The 15,789-nt window shown below is 61.6% G+C and carries 11 protein-coding genes and 3 tRNA genes; 8 read left to right on the forward strand and 6 right to left on the reverse strand.

Annotated elements, in window-relative coordinates; translation table 11 throughout:
- Positions 1 to 11 precede the first annotated feature (11 nt).
- From SB659_RS02380 to bcp, 3 genes are all read right to left on the reverse strand, one after another.
- Positions 12 to 1,676 carry an ABC transporter substrate-binding protein gene (locus tag SB659_RS02380; RefSeq protein ID WP_410549363.1) on the reverse strand — a complete coding sequence of 555 codons (1,665 nt, stop codon included), beginning with the start codon at positions 1,674 to 1,676 and terminating at the stop codon, positions 12 to 14.
- 211 nt (positions 1,677 to 1,887) lie between these two features.
- A tRNA-Leu gene (locus SB659_RS02385) sits at positions 1,888 to 1,969 on the reverse strand.
- Positions 1,970 to 2,021: 52 nt separating this feature from the next.
- Positions 2,022 to 2,498, reverse strand: coding sequence for a thioredoxin-dependent thiol peroxidase (gene bcp, locus SB659_RS02390; protein ID WP_284979631.1), 477 nt, complete (start codon positions 2,496 to 2,498; stop codon positions 2,022 to 2,024).
- Between the two features lie 85 nt (positions 2,499 to 2,583).
- Here bcp and SB659_RS02395 point away from each other — a divergent pair, with 85 nt between their 5' ends.
- On the forward strand, positions 2,584 to 3,051 hold the full coding sequence (locus SB659_RS02395; protein WP_284975406.1) for a MarR family winged helix-turn-helix transcriptional regulator: 468 nt from the start codon (positions 2,584 to 2,586) through the stop codon (positions 3,049 to 3,051).
- Positions 3,052 to 3,138: 87 nt separating this feature from the next.
- On the opposite strand, the gene SB659_RS02400 is transcribed toward SB659_RS02395, so the two are convergent.
- From SB659_RS02400 to SB659_RS02410, 3 genes are all read right to left on the reverse strand, one after another.
- Positions 3,139 to 3,214, reverse strand: a tRNA-Lys gene (locus SB659_RS02400).
- 190 nt (positions 3,215 to 3,404) lie between these two features.
- Positions 3,405 to 3,480 (reverse strand) — tRNA-Lys (locus SB659_RS02405).
- 130 nt (positions 3,481 to 3,610) lie between these two features.
- Positions 3,611 to 4,363 (reverse strand): hypothetical protein, encoded by a 753-nt coding sequence (locus SB659_RS02410; protein WP_410549364.1) that lies wholly within the window; start codon positions 4,361 to 4,363, stop codon positions 3,611 to 3,613.
- 190 nt (positions 4,364 to 4,553) lie between these two features.
- Between SB659_RS02410 and ilvD the strand changes: the two genes are divergently transcribed.
- From ilvD to SB659_RS02445, 7 genes are all read left to right on the forward strand, one after another.
- Entirely contained in the window at positions 4,554 to 6,275 is a 1,722-nt protein-coding gene (ilvD, locus tag SB659_RS02415; RefSeq protein ID WP_410549365.1) for a dihydroxy-acid dehydratase, read from the forward strand.
- Positions 6,276 to 6,573: 298 nt separating this feature from the next.
- Entirely contained in the window at positions 6,574 to 8,481 is a 1,908-nt protein-coding gene (locus SB659_RS02420) for an acetolactate synthase large subunit (RefSeq protein WP_284978296.1), read from the forward strand.
- Positions 8,482 to 8,483: 2 nt separating this feature from the next.
- Positions 8,484 to 8,996, forward strand: a complete 513-nt coding sequence (gene ilvN / locus SB659_RS02425; RefSeq protein WP_410549366.1) for an acetolactate synthase small subunit — start codon at positions 8,484 to 8,486, stop codon at positions 8,994 to 8,996.
- Positions 8,997 to 9,103: 107 nt separating this feature from the next.
- Positions 9,104 to 10,129, forward strand: coding sequence for a ketol-acid reductoisomerase (gene ilvC / locus SB659_RS02430; RefSeq protein ID WP_410549367.1), 1,026 nt, complete (start codon positions 9,104 to 9,106; stop codon positions 10,127 to 10,129).
- Between the two features lie 249 nt (positions 10,130 to 10,378).
- On the forward strand, positions 10,379 to 11,974 hold the full coding sequence (gene serA, locus SB659_RS02435) for a phosphoglycerate dehydrogenase (protein WP_284978294.1): 1,596 nt from the start codon (positions 10,379 to 10,381) through the stop codon (positions 11,972 to 11,974).
- Between the two features lie 213 nt (positions 11,975 to 12,187).
- A complete protein-coding gene (locus SB659_RS02440) occupies positions 12,188 to 15,019 on the forward strand; it encodes an ABC transporter permease (protein ID WP_410549368.1) in 2,832 nt (943 codons plus the stop codon).
- Positions 15,016 to 15,771: an ABC transporter ATP-binding protein gene (locus SB659_RS02445; protein WP_284978292.1), complete on the forward strand. Its 756-nt coding sequence runs from the start codon at positions 15,016 to 15,018 to the stop codon at positions 15,769 to 15,771. Before SB659_RS02440 ends, SB659_RS02445 begins: the two co-directional genes overlap by 4 nt.
- The last annotated feature ends 18 nt before the right edge of the window (positions 15,772 to 15,789 follow it).

Consider the following 15,789-nt stretch of genomic DNA (forward strand, 5'->3'; position numbering starts at 1 on the left):
GCGGCCGATCGTCAAGGCTTTAGGCGGACGTTCGTGAAAACTTCGTTCAAGACCGGTGATGCCGGGTAGCTTTCCACCTTGTTGGATAGGGCCAATGCAGAGATGGGGAAGGCGATGGGAACGGCCGGGACGGAGGCGGCAATCTCGGCATTGATGGCTTGATACTGGGCGTTGCGTTGGTCACCGTTAGGCACCGCGCGGGCTCGCTCGATGTTGTGGAAAACCTCCGTGTCCGAGTATCCGAACTCGCCTCGGGCCTCTCCGAAGAGAGGTCCCAGGAAGTTGTCGGCGTCAGCATAGGAGCCGTTCCATCCGAGCAAATGCAAAGCGTGATCGCCGGGCGACTGCACCTTCTGAAGGTATCCGTCGTCCCAGTTGACCGGTACTGGCTTGATGTTGAACCCCACGGCAACGAGTTCCCTGCTGATCTCCGCATAGATTTTTTCCGGCGTGGGCAAGTAGGCGCGCGTGGCGTCGAGCGGATAGTAGAACTTCAATTCCTCGCCCTTGTAGCCGGCCTTCTGCAGGAGTGCCTTCGCTTTGTCAGGGTTGTAGCCCAGTGACGGAGCGTTGTTGTTGAAGCCGCTCAGCTTGGGCGGAACGAACTGTGATGCCTGAGTGGTGTTGTCGATGAAGAAGCGTCGGATCAGCGTCTCTTTATCGATCGCCATTTCTATGGCCTGGCGGACCTCCGGTTTGTCCAGCGGAGGCACGGCTTGGTTTATCCCCAGGTACATCACCGAGAACGGGTCGCGTTGGACGATCTGAACGCCCTTTTTGACCAATTGGTCGAAGGTACCGGATGTCACAAGATCATAGGCGTCGATTTTGCCGTCAAGGAGGGCTTGCTGACGTGTCTCCGCGCGGTCGTACGGGATGAAATTGATGGTGGCGATCTGTCCCTTGTTGCCCCAGTAGCCCTTGTAACTTGTCAGGGTGACTTTGCTCGCATCCCAGCCCGAGACCACATAGGGTCCGGTGCCTACGGGGTGCAGTGCGTAGGCGGACATTGGCTGGCCGTTCCGGACGGTATCCAGGACGTTCGCTTTTTGCGCCGTGAGGGCTGTGGGGGAGGAGATCGCGAAAGCGGGAAGGGTCAGGGCCTGGAGGAACCCGGTAAAGGGCCTCGTCAGGTTGATCTGGACATCGGCGGGGGAGACGACCTTGCAATCTTTGAAGATCGAGAAAACCGGCGTGTCCGAATAAGCCTTGAAGACGCTCTGGAACGAAATCCCGGTGGCTTGTTTTCGAAGGTCGGCCGGGAACGTGAACCAGCGATTGAAGTTGGCGCAAACAGCTGCCGCGTCGAAGGGCGTGCCGTCTTGGAACGTTACCTTGGAACGTAGCGTGAAATCGTAGGTCAGGCCGTTGTTGCTGTCCTTCCACTGCGTGGCCAGCAGGGGAGTCGTCTGCCCGGTGGAACCATCCACACCCACCAGACCTTCAAGGACCTGGCGCGTGATGCGGTACGACTCGGAGTCACTTGTCAGTGCCGGGTCTAGTCCGAGGGGCATGGAGGGCGTACCGAAATTGAAAGTCGCCGTCGGCACCGTGGATGTCGTTCCTGACGACGACGACGGCGCTGGGCCAGGCGCGCCGGTACACGCCGCCAAAGCTAAAGCAGCAACAAACGCGCCGATCTGTACCGTCAGCCGCCGTCGTGTGTTGCCTGCCACTTATGTCCCCTTCAAACCCGTCCGTATCGCTGTGGTCCGCCTCGGCCAGACCGGGTCCAAGTCTAGTTGAACGTCCCCGCCAAGCTTCCCAGCGAGCTGCCAGAAACGTCCGTCGACATGCAGGAAGAGCCACCGTGGGTTTCATGACCCAAGGTGGCTCTTATGGTTCTGACCCTGTGTTGACTCAACTGCAACAGGTGAGTCACCGCAGTGCGCAAGGGGGGACTTGAACCCCCACGCCCGAAGGCACAGGAACCTAAATCCTGCGTGTCTGCCAATTTCACCACTCGCGCTGGCTGGCCTTTCCGAAGGTCGTCGACGACGGTCCCGGAAATGTACCGGGCCCTAGTCTACATCCAGGTTGAGGTCGCGCCGGAGTTTGGCAACGTGACCCGTGGCACGGACGTTGTATTGAGCGAGAGCGACCTTGCCGTCCGCATCCAGCACCACTGTGGACCGGATGAGTCCCATGTAGGTTCGTCCGTAGTTTTTCTTCTCGCCCCACGCTCCGTATGCCTCGGCCACGGCGTGGTCCTGATCGGAGAGCAGGGGAAATGTCAGCTCTTCCTTGTCGACGAACTTGGCTAAGGCCTCCACCGAGTCCGGGGAGATGCCCACGACCTCGTAGCCGGCTCCTTGCAGCGATGCCAGGGAATCGCGGAAGTCGCAGGCTTCCTTGGTGCAGCCCGGAGTCGATGCAGCGGGATAGAAGTAGACGATCGTATTGCGGCCGCGGAATCCGGAAAGACTCACGTCGCTGCCCTTGTGATTGCGGAGGGTGAAGTCAGGTGCAACGTCACCTGGAATAAGTCGTTCAGCCAAAATTTGCTCCTTGCAAGCGTAGCGAATCCACAGTTTAGTTTGCGCGAAGCCACGAGTTCGCGCTTGGCGCGCATATACTATCGGCATGCCAGATATGGAAAGATGGCCAACGACCCGATTGCTTTCGACGGCGGCGCGCCTTGTGGAAATCTCGTGGAACGAGAAATTAAAGTCTATCGGCCTGACCCACGCAGGCGTCATTGCCATGCAGGTACTGGCCGCCAAGGGTGCAATAACGCAAGCCGCCCTTGCTGAAGTTGCGCGGGTCAAGGCTCAAACGATGGGAACCACGTTGGCCAGGCTGGAGTTGCACGGGCACATCAGCCGCCATCGCAGCGACTCGGACCGCCGGAGCCACGTGGTAACACTCACGGATGCCGGGATAGCCGCCCTGGAAGAAGCTGTGAAGCTTGAGCAGGACGTTCTGGCCCCTGTTGCGGTAGACACCTCACGGTTGCGTGACGAACTTCGCATGGTGGTGCGGGGATTGGCCGGGCTGCCGGCCGTTGAGCAAGAGTCCGGGGCAGTCGGTACCGACGCCCCGCAAGGCTGAGCGGCTTCAACGCGCTGAGCGCTCCAGTGGGCTGAAAAGCCCCAACGTGAAAGGCCCCGAATCGTGGACACGATCCGGGGCCTTCTTTGGTGCACCCCCCGGGACTCGAACCCGGAACCCATTGATTAAGAGTCAATTGCTCTGCCAGTTGAGCTAGAGGTGCAGCAATTGCTGGGGAATTCAAAGAATCAACATTCTTTATTGCCCCTCGCAACGACAAATAACTCTACACCACATCGCGGGAACTCCAGACCACGCTCCAGCGGGGCGGGTGAGAAATTCGAGAAGCACCTTTAGGGAAAAAGCAGCCAAAAGAAAAGGCCGTGAAGCGAATTACGCTTCACGGCCTTTTTTGGTGCACCCCCCGGGACTCGAACCCGGAACCCATTGATTAAGAGTCAATTGCTCTGCCAGTTGAGCTAGAGGTGCAGCTGTTGTTTGCAATCATTCCGGGGCTGTTATTTCTCCGGCGATCTCCGCAACGACAAGTAACTCTACACGAGTTCCAGCGAACTGTGAAATCGAGAGATGACGCTGTTCTTTGGCTGCTTCGTCAGCGCTAGCGCTTGGTCCGCCGAGGCGGCCGGAAACCCGCTGCTTCGGCGTGTGCGGCCGACTCGAACCAGACGTCGGCGGCAACGTCCGGGTAATCCGGAGCGTCGTCGTCGTGGTAGGTCATGGTGGTTGCGTTGGCTTTCACGGGATACCCGGGATCCTCGGTGCTGGAGGAGCCACCGCCATAGGGATGGGCCGCCGCCAGGTGGCCCGAACCGCCGGAATCCTCTGCTGCAGCGGTCTCAGCTCCGGGTAGCGTGGGGGAGTGGGTGCTGGTGTACTCCGAGTGATGGACAGGGGTGGCCGCATGTGCCGGATGGGTCCGTTCGATGGGCTCTCCGCTGCCGCTGGTCCATGACGATTCCCACTCTGCATTGTCGGCTGATTCGTCCGGACGGGTAACGTCGTCGGCTGTCACGCCATCCCCGGGCTCCGTGCTGCCTGCTGTGGGCTCTCTGTTACCTGCCGTGGGCTCGCTGGTTTCCGGTGCGCTGTCTTCGCGGCCCGGCTCGCCATGGTTGTCCACGCCAGCCAGCCCCGCAACACCCATGGCGGCTGCGCCGGTATCGGGCATCGTGCCCGCATTGCTGGGTTGGGTCGCTCCCGGAGGGGTTCCGATGGCGCGACCCGACATTGTCCCGGGACCCGAATCGCGGGCTGCTGATCCTGGAGAAACCTGCCCCTTGTTCCGCGTGGTAAACCACCAGATAACCGCAACGATCAACACGATGACAATGACCCAAATTAGCCAGTCCATGGAGATGCCCTTCTGCTCACTGGAGTGCAGTTTGTGGTGTTTCCGACGTTACGTGCCTGCTCAAAGACTGTCTAGCGATTTTGCTGCAAGGCGCGGCTAATTCTTCAGTGTCCTTAGTAACTTATTCAGCCTGCTTAGTAATACATGGTGAAAAGGGTCTGCGGGCTTGTGGTGCACATAGACTTTGGTCATGAGTGAGGCGACCCGAATTAACACTGAGAACACGCCGGACATCAAACCACGCAGCCGGGTGGTAACGGACGGTATTCATGCGGCCCCTGCGCGCGGCATGTTCCGCGCCGTCGGCATGGGAGATGATGACTTCGCGAAACCGCAAATTGGCGTCGCAAGTTCCTGGAACGAGATCACGCCCTGCAACCTTTCGCTGAACCGCCTGGCCCAAGGGGCCAAGGAAGGCGTTCACGCGGGCGGTGGCTTCCCGATGCAGTTCGGCACTATTTCCGTCTCCGACGGTATCTCCATGGGCCATGAGGGCATGCACTTCTCCCTTGTCTCCCGTGAAGTCATCGCCGACTCGGTGGAGACGGTGATGCAGGCGGAACGGATCGATGGCTCGGTATTGCTGGCCGGTTGCGACAAGTCACTGCCGGGCATGCTGATGGCCGCTGCCCGCCTGGACCTGGCATCCGTGTTCCTCTATGCCGGCTCCATCATGCCGGGCTGGGTCAAGCTTGAAGACGGCTCCGAGAAGGAAGTCACCCTCATCGACGCCTTCGAGGCCGTCGGTGCCTGTGCGGCCGGCAAGATGAGCATGGAAGACCTCACCCGGATCGAAAAGGCCATTTGTCCCGGCGAGGGCGCGTGTGGCGGCATGTACACGGCAAACACCATGGCTTGCATCGGCGAGGCCCTCGGCATGTCCCTCCCCGGTTCGGCAGCGCCGCCGTCGGCCGACCGTCGTCGTGATGACTTTGCCCGGAAGTCCGGCGAGGCGGTTGTCAACTTGCTGCGCTTGGGCATTACTGCCCGCGACATCATGACCAAGAAGGCATTTGAGAATGCGATCGCCGTGACCATGGCTTTCGGAGGATCCACGAACGCAGTCTTGCATCTGCTGGCGATAGCGCGCGAAGCCGAAGTCGAGTTGACGCTCGATGACTTCAACCGCATCGGCGATAAGATCCCGCACCTGGGCGACCTCAAGCCTTTTGGACGCTATGTCATGACGGACGTGGACAAGATCGGCGGTGTCCCGGTCATCATGAAGGCATTGCTCGACGCCGGCCTGCTGCATGGCGATTGCCTCACCGTCACGGGCAAGACCCTTGCCGAGAACCTTGCCGCAATCAACCCGCCGGACCTTGACGGCAAGATCCTCCGGGCGCTGGACAACCCCATCCATAAGACCGGTGGCATCACCATCCTTCATGGATCGATGGCCCCCGAGGGAGCCGTGGTCAAGAGCGCAGGGTTCGACGCTGATGTGTTCGAGGGCACGGCACGAGTCTTCGAGCGGGAGCAGGGTGCCCTGGATGCGCTGGACAAGGGCGAGATCCACAAAAGTGACGTGGTGGTCATCAGGTATGAAGGTCCTAAGGGCGGTCCAGGCATGCGCGAAATGCTCGCCATCACTGGAGCCATCAAGGGCGCCGGCCTGGGCAAGGATGTCTTGCTGCTCACGGACGGCCGCTTCTCCGGTGGTACCACCGGATTGTGCATCGGTCACGTGGCGCCGGAAGCGGTCGACGGCGGCCCCATCGCCTTTGTGAGGAACGGTGACCGCATTCGTGTTGACATCGCAGCGCGCTCCTTCGACCTTCTCGTGGACGAGGCTGAGCTCGAAGCACGCAAGCAGGGCTGGGAGCCGTTGCCGGCCAAGTTCACCAAGGGCGTCCTTGCCAAGTACGCCAAGCTCGTCCACAGCGCCTCCACTGGCGCCTATTGCGGCTAGTTCCCACGCCGGACTTCGCCTTCGTGAGACGGCGGAGTCCGGTGGGCGGACACTGCTGTCCAAATAGTGAGATACGCGGGTGCTCAATTGACACCTATCTCACTTTGAGGGAACACTGAACGCATGATCACATTCGTTACCGTCGGCGTCGTCGTCCTTACCAAGCGCGTGGCTTAGCCCGACTGGTAACGAACCGTCACGCGCAAACCCCTCGAAGAGCCGGAAGGCTGAGGGGTTTTTTTATTTTCCTTGCACCACCACACGAAGTTCCACTGAAGATCCACTAAGGAAGAGTCCGATGAGCAAAGGATCGCCGATCAGCCCCTCGCTGATGGCTGCAAAGTCCGCTGGAGCCCAGAAAGCTCCGGAAAAGGTCGACCGTACGGCTGAGTCCGTCGCTGTCGACGCTGCTGCTGCACCTCTCTCTCCTGTCCTTGGGCCGAACAACGTTGTACCCCCAACGGTGATGACCGGCTCGCAAGCAATTGTCCGTTCGCTCGAAGAACTCGGCGTGGACGATATTTTCGGTTTGCCCGGTGGCGCGATCCTGCCCACCTACGACCCCTTGATGGCCTCCAGCATGAATCACATCCTGGTCCGTCACGAACAGGGAGCCGGCCACGCCGCGCAAGGCTACGCCATGGTTACCGGACGGGTTGGCGTTTGCATCGCCACCTCGGGCCCCGGAGCCACCAACCTCGTTACCAGCATCATGGACGCCCACATGGACTCCGTGCCGATGGTGGCCATCACCGGCCAGGTCGCCAGCGGCGTCATCGGTACCGATGCTTTCCAAGAGGCGGACATCGTGGGTATCACGATGCCCATCACCAAGCATTCGTTCCTGGTCACTGACCCCAACGACATTCCGCATGTCATGGCGGAGGCCTTCCACCTGGCTTCAACTGGCCGTCCGGGCCCTGTCCTCGTGGACATTGCCAAGGACGCCCAAGTTGGCCAGATGACCTTCTCCTGGCCTCCCAAGATAGACCTTCCCGGGTACCGTCCTGTGGTGCGGGGCCACAACAAGCAGGTGCGCGAAGCCGCGAAATTGATTGCAGCCTCCCGCAAGCCGGTTCTTTACGTGGGCGGCGGCGTCGTCAAGGCCCACGCCTCGGCCGAGCTGATGGAGCTTGCTTTGGCAACGGGCGCGCCAGTGGTCACTACGCTGATGGCACGCGGTGCTTTCCCGGATTCACACCCCCAGCATGTTGGCATGCCTGGTATGCATGGCTCGGTTTCTGCGGTCACGGCCCTTCAGCAGGCCGATCTGCTCATTACCTTGGGCGCCCGGTTTGATGACCGCGTGACAGGTGTACTGAAGACCTTTGCCCCGTACGCCAAGGTCATCCACGCGGACATCGACCCTGCGGAAATCTCCAAGAACCGAACCGCGGACGTTCCGATCGTGGGCTCGGTCAAGGAGATCATTCCTGAACTCACCGAGGCCGTGAAGACCCAGTTCGAACAGAGCGGCACCCCGGACCTCGGATCCTGGTGGGCGTTTTTGGGAAACCTGCGCGATACCTACCCCTTGGGGTGGACCGAGCCCGAGGACGGACTCACGGCTCCGCAGCGCGTGATCAGCCGGATCGGCGAACTGACCGGGCCCGAGGGTATCTACGTGGCAGGGGTGGGCCAGCACCAGATGTGGGCTGCCCAGTTCGTCAAGTACGAACGTCCCCACGCTTGGCTGAACTCCGGTGGTGCAGGCACCATGGGGTACGCGGTCCCGGCGGCAATGGGCGCCAAAGTCGGTGCTCCGGACCGCGTGGTGTGGGCGATCGATGGCGACGGTTGTTTCCAGATGACCAACCAGGAGTTGGCCACCTGCGCCATCAACAACATCCCGATCAAGGTCGCGATCATCAACAACTCCTCGCTGGGGATGGTCCGCCAATGGCAGACCCTCTTCTATGAAGGTCGCTACTCGAATACGGACCTGAACACCGGCCACGACACAGTCCGGATTCCGGATTTCGTCAAACTGGCGGACGCCTACGGCTGCGCCGCGCTACGGTGTGAGCGGGACGAGGACATCGACGCGACCATCCAGAAGGCACTCGAGATCAATGACCGTCCCGTGGTGATCGACTTTGTCGTCAGCCCGAACTCGATGGTGTGGCCTATGGTGCCGTCGGGGGTCAGTAATGACCAGATCCAGGTTGCACGCAACATGACGCCCGTCTGGGAAGAAGAGGACTAATCATGACCCGTCACACACTTTCCGTCCTGGTTGAAGACAAGCCCGGTGTGCTGACCCGCGTGGCGAGCCTCTTCGCGCGGCGGGCCTTCAACATCAACTCGCTCGCAGTGGGTCCCACCGAGGTCCCGGGCATGTCCCGCATGACCGTCGTCGTCGACGCCGACGGCGACCTCATCGAGCAAGTTACCAAGCAGCTCAACAAACTGGTCAACGTGATCAAGATTGTGGAGCTGACTTCCGAGTTTTCCGTACAACGCGACCACATCCTGGTCAAGGTACGTGCGGATGCCGCAACACGCCTGCAGGTTACCCAAGCTGCAGACCTGTTCCGTGCCGCCGTCGTCGACGTGTCTACAGACTCGTTGGTGCTGGAGGCAACCGGTACCCCCGAAAAGCTTGCCGCGCTGCTTTCAGTGCTTGAGCCATTCGGCATCCGTGAAATCGTGCAGTCCGGCACCCTGGCCGTTGGGCGGGGATCCCGCTCCATGAGTGACAGGGCGCTACGCTCCGCGTGAATGGGGCAAGCGCAGCCGCCGTTCGGTGGCTCGCTGGGCCGAGCGTTGCGTCCAGTACCGCAGCACCAATCAATAACCAAGAAATCCACTCAAGAGGAGTTACGCAAGTGACTGAAATGTTCTACGACGACGACGCAGACCTGTCGATCATCCAGGGTCGCAAGGTAGCCATCGTCGGCTACGGTTCCCAGGGCCACGCCCACGCGCTCAACCTGCGCGATTCCGGCGTCGAGGTGGTCATTGCGCTCAAGGACGGTTCCAAGTCCACCGCCAAGGCCCAGGACGCAGGCTTCACGGTCAAGAACGTTGCAGACGCCGCTGCATGGGCAGACGTCATCATGATCCTGGCTCCGGACCAGCACCAGCGCGCCATTTACAACGACTCCATCAAGGACAAGCTGACCGAGGGCAAGGCCCTTGCCTTCGCGCACGGCTTCAACATCCGCTTCGGCTACATCGAAGCTCCTGCCGGCGTCGACGTCATCCTGATCGCTCCGAAGGCCCCGGGCCACACCGTGCGCCGCGAGTTCGAAGCCGGCCGCGGTATCCCGGACATCATTGCCGTTGAGCAGGACGCGTCAGGTTCCGCATGGGACCTTGCGAAGTCCTACGCCAAGGCAATCGGCGGCACCCGCGCCGGTGTCATCAAGACCACGTTTACCGAAGAGACCGAGACCGACCTCTTCGGCGAGCAGTCCGTACTCTGCGGCGGTGTTTCCCAGCTCGTCCAGTACGGCTTTGAAACCCTGACCGAAGCCGGCTACCAGCCGCAGATCGCCTACTTCGAGGTACTCCACGAGCTCAAGCTCATCGTTGACCTGATGTGGGAAGGTGGCATCGCCAAGCAGCGCTGGAGCGTTTCCGACACCGCCGAGTACGGCGACTACGTCTCGGGCCCCCGCGTTATCACCCCTGAGGTGAAGGACAACATGAAGGCTGTCCTCGCGGACATCCAGAGCGGTGCTTTCGCCAAGCGCTTCATCGATGACCAGGACAAGGGCGGCGTGGAGTTCAAGGAACTCCGTGCCAAAGCAGAGCAGCACCCGATCGAAGAGGTCGGCCGCGAACTGCGCTCCCTGTTCTCCTGGCAGCAGCAGGACGCCGACTACGTCGAAGGTTCAGCTGCACGCTGATCCCCTTCAACACAGGCACTAGCCACACGCCCGTCCGGCCACCATGCCGGGCGGGCGTTGCCATTTTCCGCGCCGACCGCGGCCTGTGAAGTTCTTCACAACAGCCCGGACGGCGACGTAACATCCCGACCGGGCACCTGAATCGCGGCCCGGGTTCGATATTCTGGGCTGGTCCCGGCGCTGTGCCCGGGCCGCGCATCCGCTCCTTGTCCAGTTCCGTTTCCGTTGTCCAAAGTAAGGTGCCACCCCGTGTCAGCAACAAAACCCGTCGTCCTCCTCGCCGAGGAACTTTCGCCAGCAACCGTGGAGGCATTGGGCCCGGATTTCGAGATCCGGCAGACCGACGGGGCGGACCGCTCCAAGTTGCTGTCCGCCATCGGCGACGCTGATGCCATCCTGGTACGCTCGGCCACCCAAGTGGATGCAGAGGCCATAGCCGCGGCGAAGAACCTCAAGGTGATCGCCCGCGCCGGAGTCGGGCTGGACAACGTGGACATCAAGGCCGCCACCCAGGCAGGCATCATGGTGGTCAACGCGCCGACGTCGAACATTGTCTCTGCTGCCGAGCTGACCGTTGGCCACATCCTGAGCCTCGCCCGCCACATCCCGCAGGCAAGCTCCGCGCTGAAGAACGGCGAATGGAAGCGCTCCAAGTACACGGGCATCGAACTCTTTGAGAAGAAGATCGGCATCATTGGCTTGGGTCGCATCGGAGCCTTGGTCGCGGCGAGGCTACAGGGTTTCGACACTGAGATCCTGGCGTACGACCCCTACATCACTTCCGCCCGCGCTGCCCAGCTGGGCGTGAAGCTCGTAACTTTGGATGAATTGTTGGAGAACTCCGACTTTGTCACCATTCACATGCCGAAGACACCGGAGACCGTAGGCATGCTGGGCGCGGACGCGTTCCGGAAAATGAAGGAGACCGCCTACGTCGTCAACGTAGCCCGCGGTGGACTCGTTGACGAAGAAGCGCTCTACGTTGCCCTGAAAGAGGGGCAGATCGCCGGCGCCGGCGTTGACGTCTTCGTCAAGGAGCCGAGCACTGACCTGCCGTTCTTCGAGCTCGACAACGTTGTGGTGACCCCCCACCTGGGTGCTTCCACCGATGAAGCCCAGGAAAAGGCAGGCGTATCCGTGGCTAAGTCGGTTCGACTCGCCCTCGCCGGTGAGCTCGTCCCTGACGCTGTGAACGTCGCCGGGGGAGTCATTGCTTCCGACGTCCGCCCCGGCATTCCTTTGATTGAAAAGCTGGGCCGTATCTTCACCGCGCTGACCCACGCTTCCCTGACCCAGATCGACGTCGAAGTCGCTGGTGAAATCGCTGCCCTTGACGTCAAAGTACTCGAGCTGGCCGCCTTGAAGGGCGTCTTCGCCGACGTCGTCACCGAGCAGGTTTCCTACGTCAACGCCCCGGTCATCGCCGAACAGCGGGGCATCAACACCCGGTTGATCACCACACCCGATGCTGAAGATTACCGCAACGTGCTGACCATCCGCGGGGCCCTGAGTGACGGATCGCAGATTTCCGTTGCCGGCACCCTGACCGGGCCCAAGCAGGTAGAGAAGCTCGTGGGCGTCAACGGCTACGACGTCGAGATCCCCATCAGCGAACACCTTGTGGTCGTGGCATACGCGGACCGCCCCGGCGTGATCGGCACCATCGGCCACATCCTGGGCATGAACAACATCAACATCGGCGGGATGCAGGTGGCGCGCCAGACTGAGGGCGGCCAGGTCCTCGCGCTCCTGACCATCGACAGTTCCGTCCCGCAGCAGGTTTTGGAAGCGATCAAGGCAGGCATCGGCGCCGATATGGTTCGGGAAGTGGACCTGGAGGACTAGGGCTGATCCCCACCAGCCCGGATCGCGTGCCTGCGACACACCCATAGGCACGTTGGAGTGGCCGGTCTGCGTACAATGGCTGGGTCCGTGATTCGGACCCGGCAGCAGGCCGGCCAATACTTTTTCGCACATGAGGCCCACGATTCCCACGATCTTTGACGGGAAATCGCGGACCATGTGTGCATGCCCGCAATCAAGGTCTCAGGGAGCCCAATGAACGCCGTCCAAAGGTTCATCAGAAGCCGTGTGCTGCTGCTGACCGCGGCCATTTTGATCGTCGCAATGTGCCTGTCCGTGCTGGTTCAGAGCCAGTCGCAGGCTGCCCTGAACAGGACAGTCGATCAGAACTCCCGTGGACTCTACGACATCCTCGTCCAAGCGAAGCCGCAGGCAGCCCAAGCGGACGGCGGCCAGTCGCAGGGCGGCGACGGCGGTGCGCTGATCCAGCCGGATATCGCCAACGGCCAAGGTGGAATCAGCTTTGACCAGCTGGACAAGATTCGTGGGATGGGACAGACGGCGGTCGCAGCTCCCATCAGCATGGTGTCCCGCGTGACACAAAACCTGGAAGCGCCCAAGCTCAACGCCATGGATTACCTCGGGTACAACGCAGGCCTTGCCGGAACGGCAACAGCGGGGGACCCTTCAGCTTTGGACGCCAGCAAGTGGCCGGCCGCTGAATCGGTGTTGTCCGACACTCCGAAAAAGTATCGGCTCACGGCCTCAGCCACCAGTTCGGACGGGGTAAACACGCAGACGCTCTTTACGACCAGTGCGGAGGGGACCCTCGGCAAGGGCAAGCTGGTGCAGGAGAAGACTCCCGGTGGCACAAGCGTGCGGATCGCTGGCCCTAACGGCGAAACGGGCATCAAGTTTCCGGATCCTGCCCTGGGGTCCGAACACAACCTCTTCAACCTTTCGGTGGCCCTTCCCATGGCACCAGAGGTGACCGAGTCCGTCGTCGCGGTTGACCCCGCCTCGGAACGGGCCCTTCTTGGCTCTGCCGGTGATTTCCTCGCCCCCCTTGAGAAGGCCCCGCCTGCCGATGCCCGGAATGCCGGAGCCATTGGACGGAGCTTCGAGAACCTTTTCACCACAGGCCTCACCATGGACCAGCTCAACCAGGGCCCCGATTTCCTGGGGGTCAAGCTTAAATATTGGGCACCCCTGATGACGCAGTACCAGCAAGCAAAGCGTGACGGGCTGCTGACGGCTGACTCCCAAGCCATCCCCCTGATCGTTCGGACTGGTACGTCGTTGGACCTGCAGTACTCGGTGAAAATCGAGGAAATCGATGCCAGCGGCAAGGTGACCAAGGACGTTGGTACGGTGACCCGCTCCCTGGATAAGGACTACCTGCCCTTCGTATCCAAGGCACCGTTCGCCCTGAACTGGCCTGGGTCAACCGACCACAGCTCGCTGCTGGGCAATACGGCGTCGTTTGGGCAAGGGCTCTACGATCCCGCTACCTGGAGCACGGCTTTCGCGGCTGCGCCACAGTACACGGACGGTAACACCGAGGCCAACGGCGCCACCGACAAGAGCGCGACGCCGGGGGACTGGGTAACAGTGAACCGCTTGCCTGAGAAGTCGGCACTGGGTACGCCTGTGGACCAAACGCAACGCAAACCCGTGGACGAACGTTCCTACCGCCAGAACCTCGCCACTGGCAAGAAGCCCGCTACTCCACTTCCGATGGTTTACGGCACCTTCGATCCAAAAGCTGTCCAGGCGGCTGCGGGCGACGTCAACAAGCTGCCCCTCGGCGGCTACGATCCCACGCCCATGACGCTGAGCAAGGACGCAGCCGGGAACGCTGCCGGTAACGCGCAGCTGAAGCCATCCCTCAGCGCTACCGGACTGGTGAGCCAGTCCGCGGGTGCGATCACCGACTACTACGGACTGGCCGCGGCCCGTGGATACGACAAGAACGCCAACGTCATCGATGCCGTCCGCGTTCGAGCCAAAGCCGCCGGTAACTGGAAAACGGCGCAGCCGGATGTTGAAAACCTCGCGACGCAAATCCGTGCACTCGGCCTGGAAGCTACGGTTGTTGCCGGCTCCGCACGCGAGGACGCCAATATTTTCGTGCCCGGTTACAGCAAGGACGACGCCGGCAAGGAATCTCCGCTGGGCACGGTCCAGCAGTCCTGGGTCCGGCAGAACGCCGCGGATGCTGTTTCCGGTTCCCTGACGGGAACCAACGTCACGCTTTTGTTCCTGACGCTTTTGGGCGCAACCCTGCTCACGGGTGCTTCGACGGTCAGTTACATCCGTCAGAGACGGAGTGAAGCCGGTATCCTGCGGGCCATGGGCTGGACCCAGAAACGTATCCGGTCCTGGGTTCTTGAAGAGTTCGCCGTGGGTGCCGCCGCTTTGGCTGTTGCCGGGCTGGTGCTTAGCTTGCTGAGTTGGAACCTGGCCACGGTGATCGTGTCCGCGACCATGTTGGTCATTTACGTTGGCGCAGCCCTCTTGGCGGCCCAGCAGCTGCGTCATCGCGTGGTGGTGGACCAAGAGCCGCAGCACGATGAACGCCTGGTACTGGTGGACTCCCCGCTGACGTTTGCCAACCGGCAGCTCACCACCAACCGATTCAACTCGATCTCCTTGGCTGTGGCTGTGGGCGTGTTCGGGGCAGCAGTGGGAGCATTGATTGCCTTGCTCATCGACATTCCACGGACGGCCGGTGCCAGTGCGCTCAGCGGGCTCGCCGCTGCTACGATCTCGCTGCCAAGCCTGATCCTCGCGATCTTCGGCGTGATAGTGGGCCTGCTGCTGACACTCGTGACGGGCCGGTTCGAACTCCATGCCAAGCGTGAGTACCTCGGAACCCTCCGTGCCATGGGGTGGAACCCTGACATGTTGGGGCAGGTGCGGTTCTTTGAGAACGCGCTGGTCGGCACCGTCGCCCTTCCCCTGGGTGTCCTCGGCGCCCTTGGACTAGGCCTGCTCTTGGCCCCCTACGCGACTCTGTGGGCCGGATTAGCCGGCCTGCTGGCCGTAATTTGCTGGATTCCGATTGCAACGAAAGTAGTCAAATGACTGACACTCCCAACCCTGAGCTGACGCCCACTCCGGAATCCACGGAAGAGTCGTTGCAGACACGCGCCAACACGATCGTCAGGGCGACAGACCACGCCACCCCCTTGGAACTGAGCCGGGTCACCATCCATTATGGTGGCGACAAAGGCGGAGCCGAGGAAGTCGACGTCGTCGACGATTTCAATCTCACCCTCCACGCCGGTGAGATGCACTGCGTTGCCGGCCGAAGCGGTTCGGGCAAGACCAGCATCCTCACGGTGAGCGCAGGACTGACGCTGCCGACGTCGGGCACGGTGCTGTGGGAGGGCCAGCCGCTGGACTCCATGGGCGAGGACGAGATCGCCGATCGCCGGCGTGCACTGATCGGCTATGTGGACCAAGGCGGCGCCTTGATCGACGGCATGAGCGCTTTGGAGAACGTTTTGCTTCCGGCCGTGCCGGACGGCGAGGTGGAGCAGCGCACCGAGATGGCCAAGGACCTTTTGGACCTGGTGGGCCTGGGGCGCCGCATGCGCCACCGGCCGGCCCAGCTCTCCGGCGGTGAGCGTCAACGGGTAGCTATCGCGCGCGCCTTGATCCTTGGGACGCGGGTTCTTGTGGTTGACGAGCCGACGGCCAGCCTCGACCGCGCGGCCGCCAACCGCATCATCGGAATCCTCAAGGACACCACCAGCGATGGCATTGCTGTCCTGGTCGCTTCCCACGACCACGAGCTGGTCCGGCTCAGCGATACGCTGACCGAACTTAACTAAGCTATTTCATCCGAAAAA

This window comes from Arthrobacter sp. SIMBA_036, assembly GCF_046535135.1.
Lineage (GTDB): Bacteria > Actinomycetota > Actinomycetes > Actinomycetales > Micrococcaceae > Arthrobacter.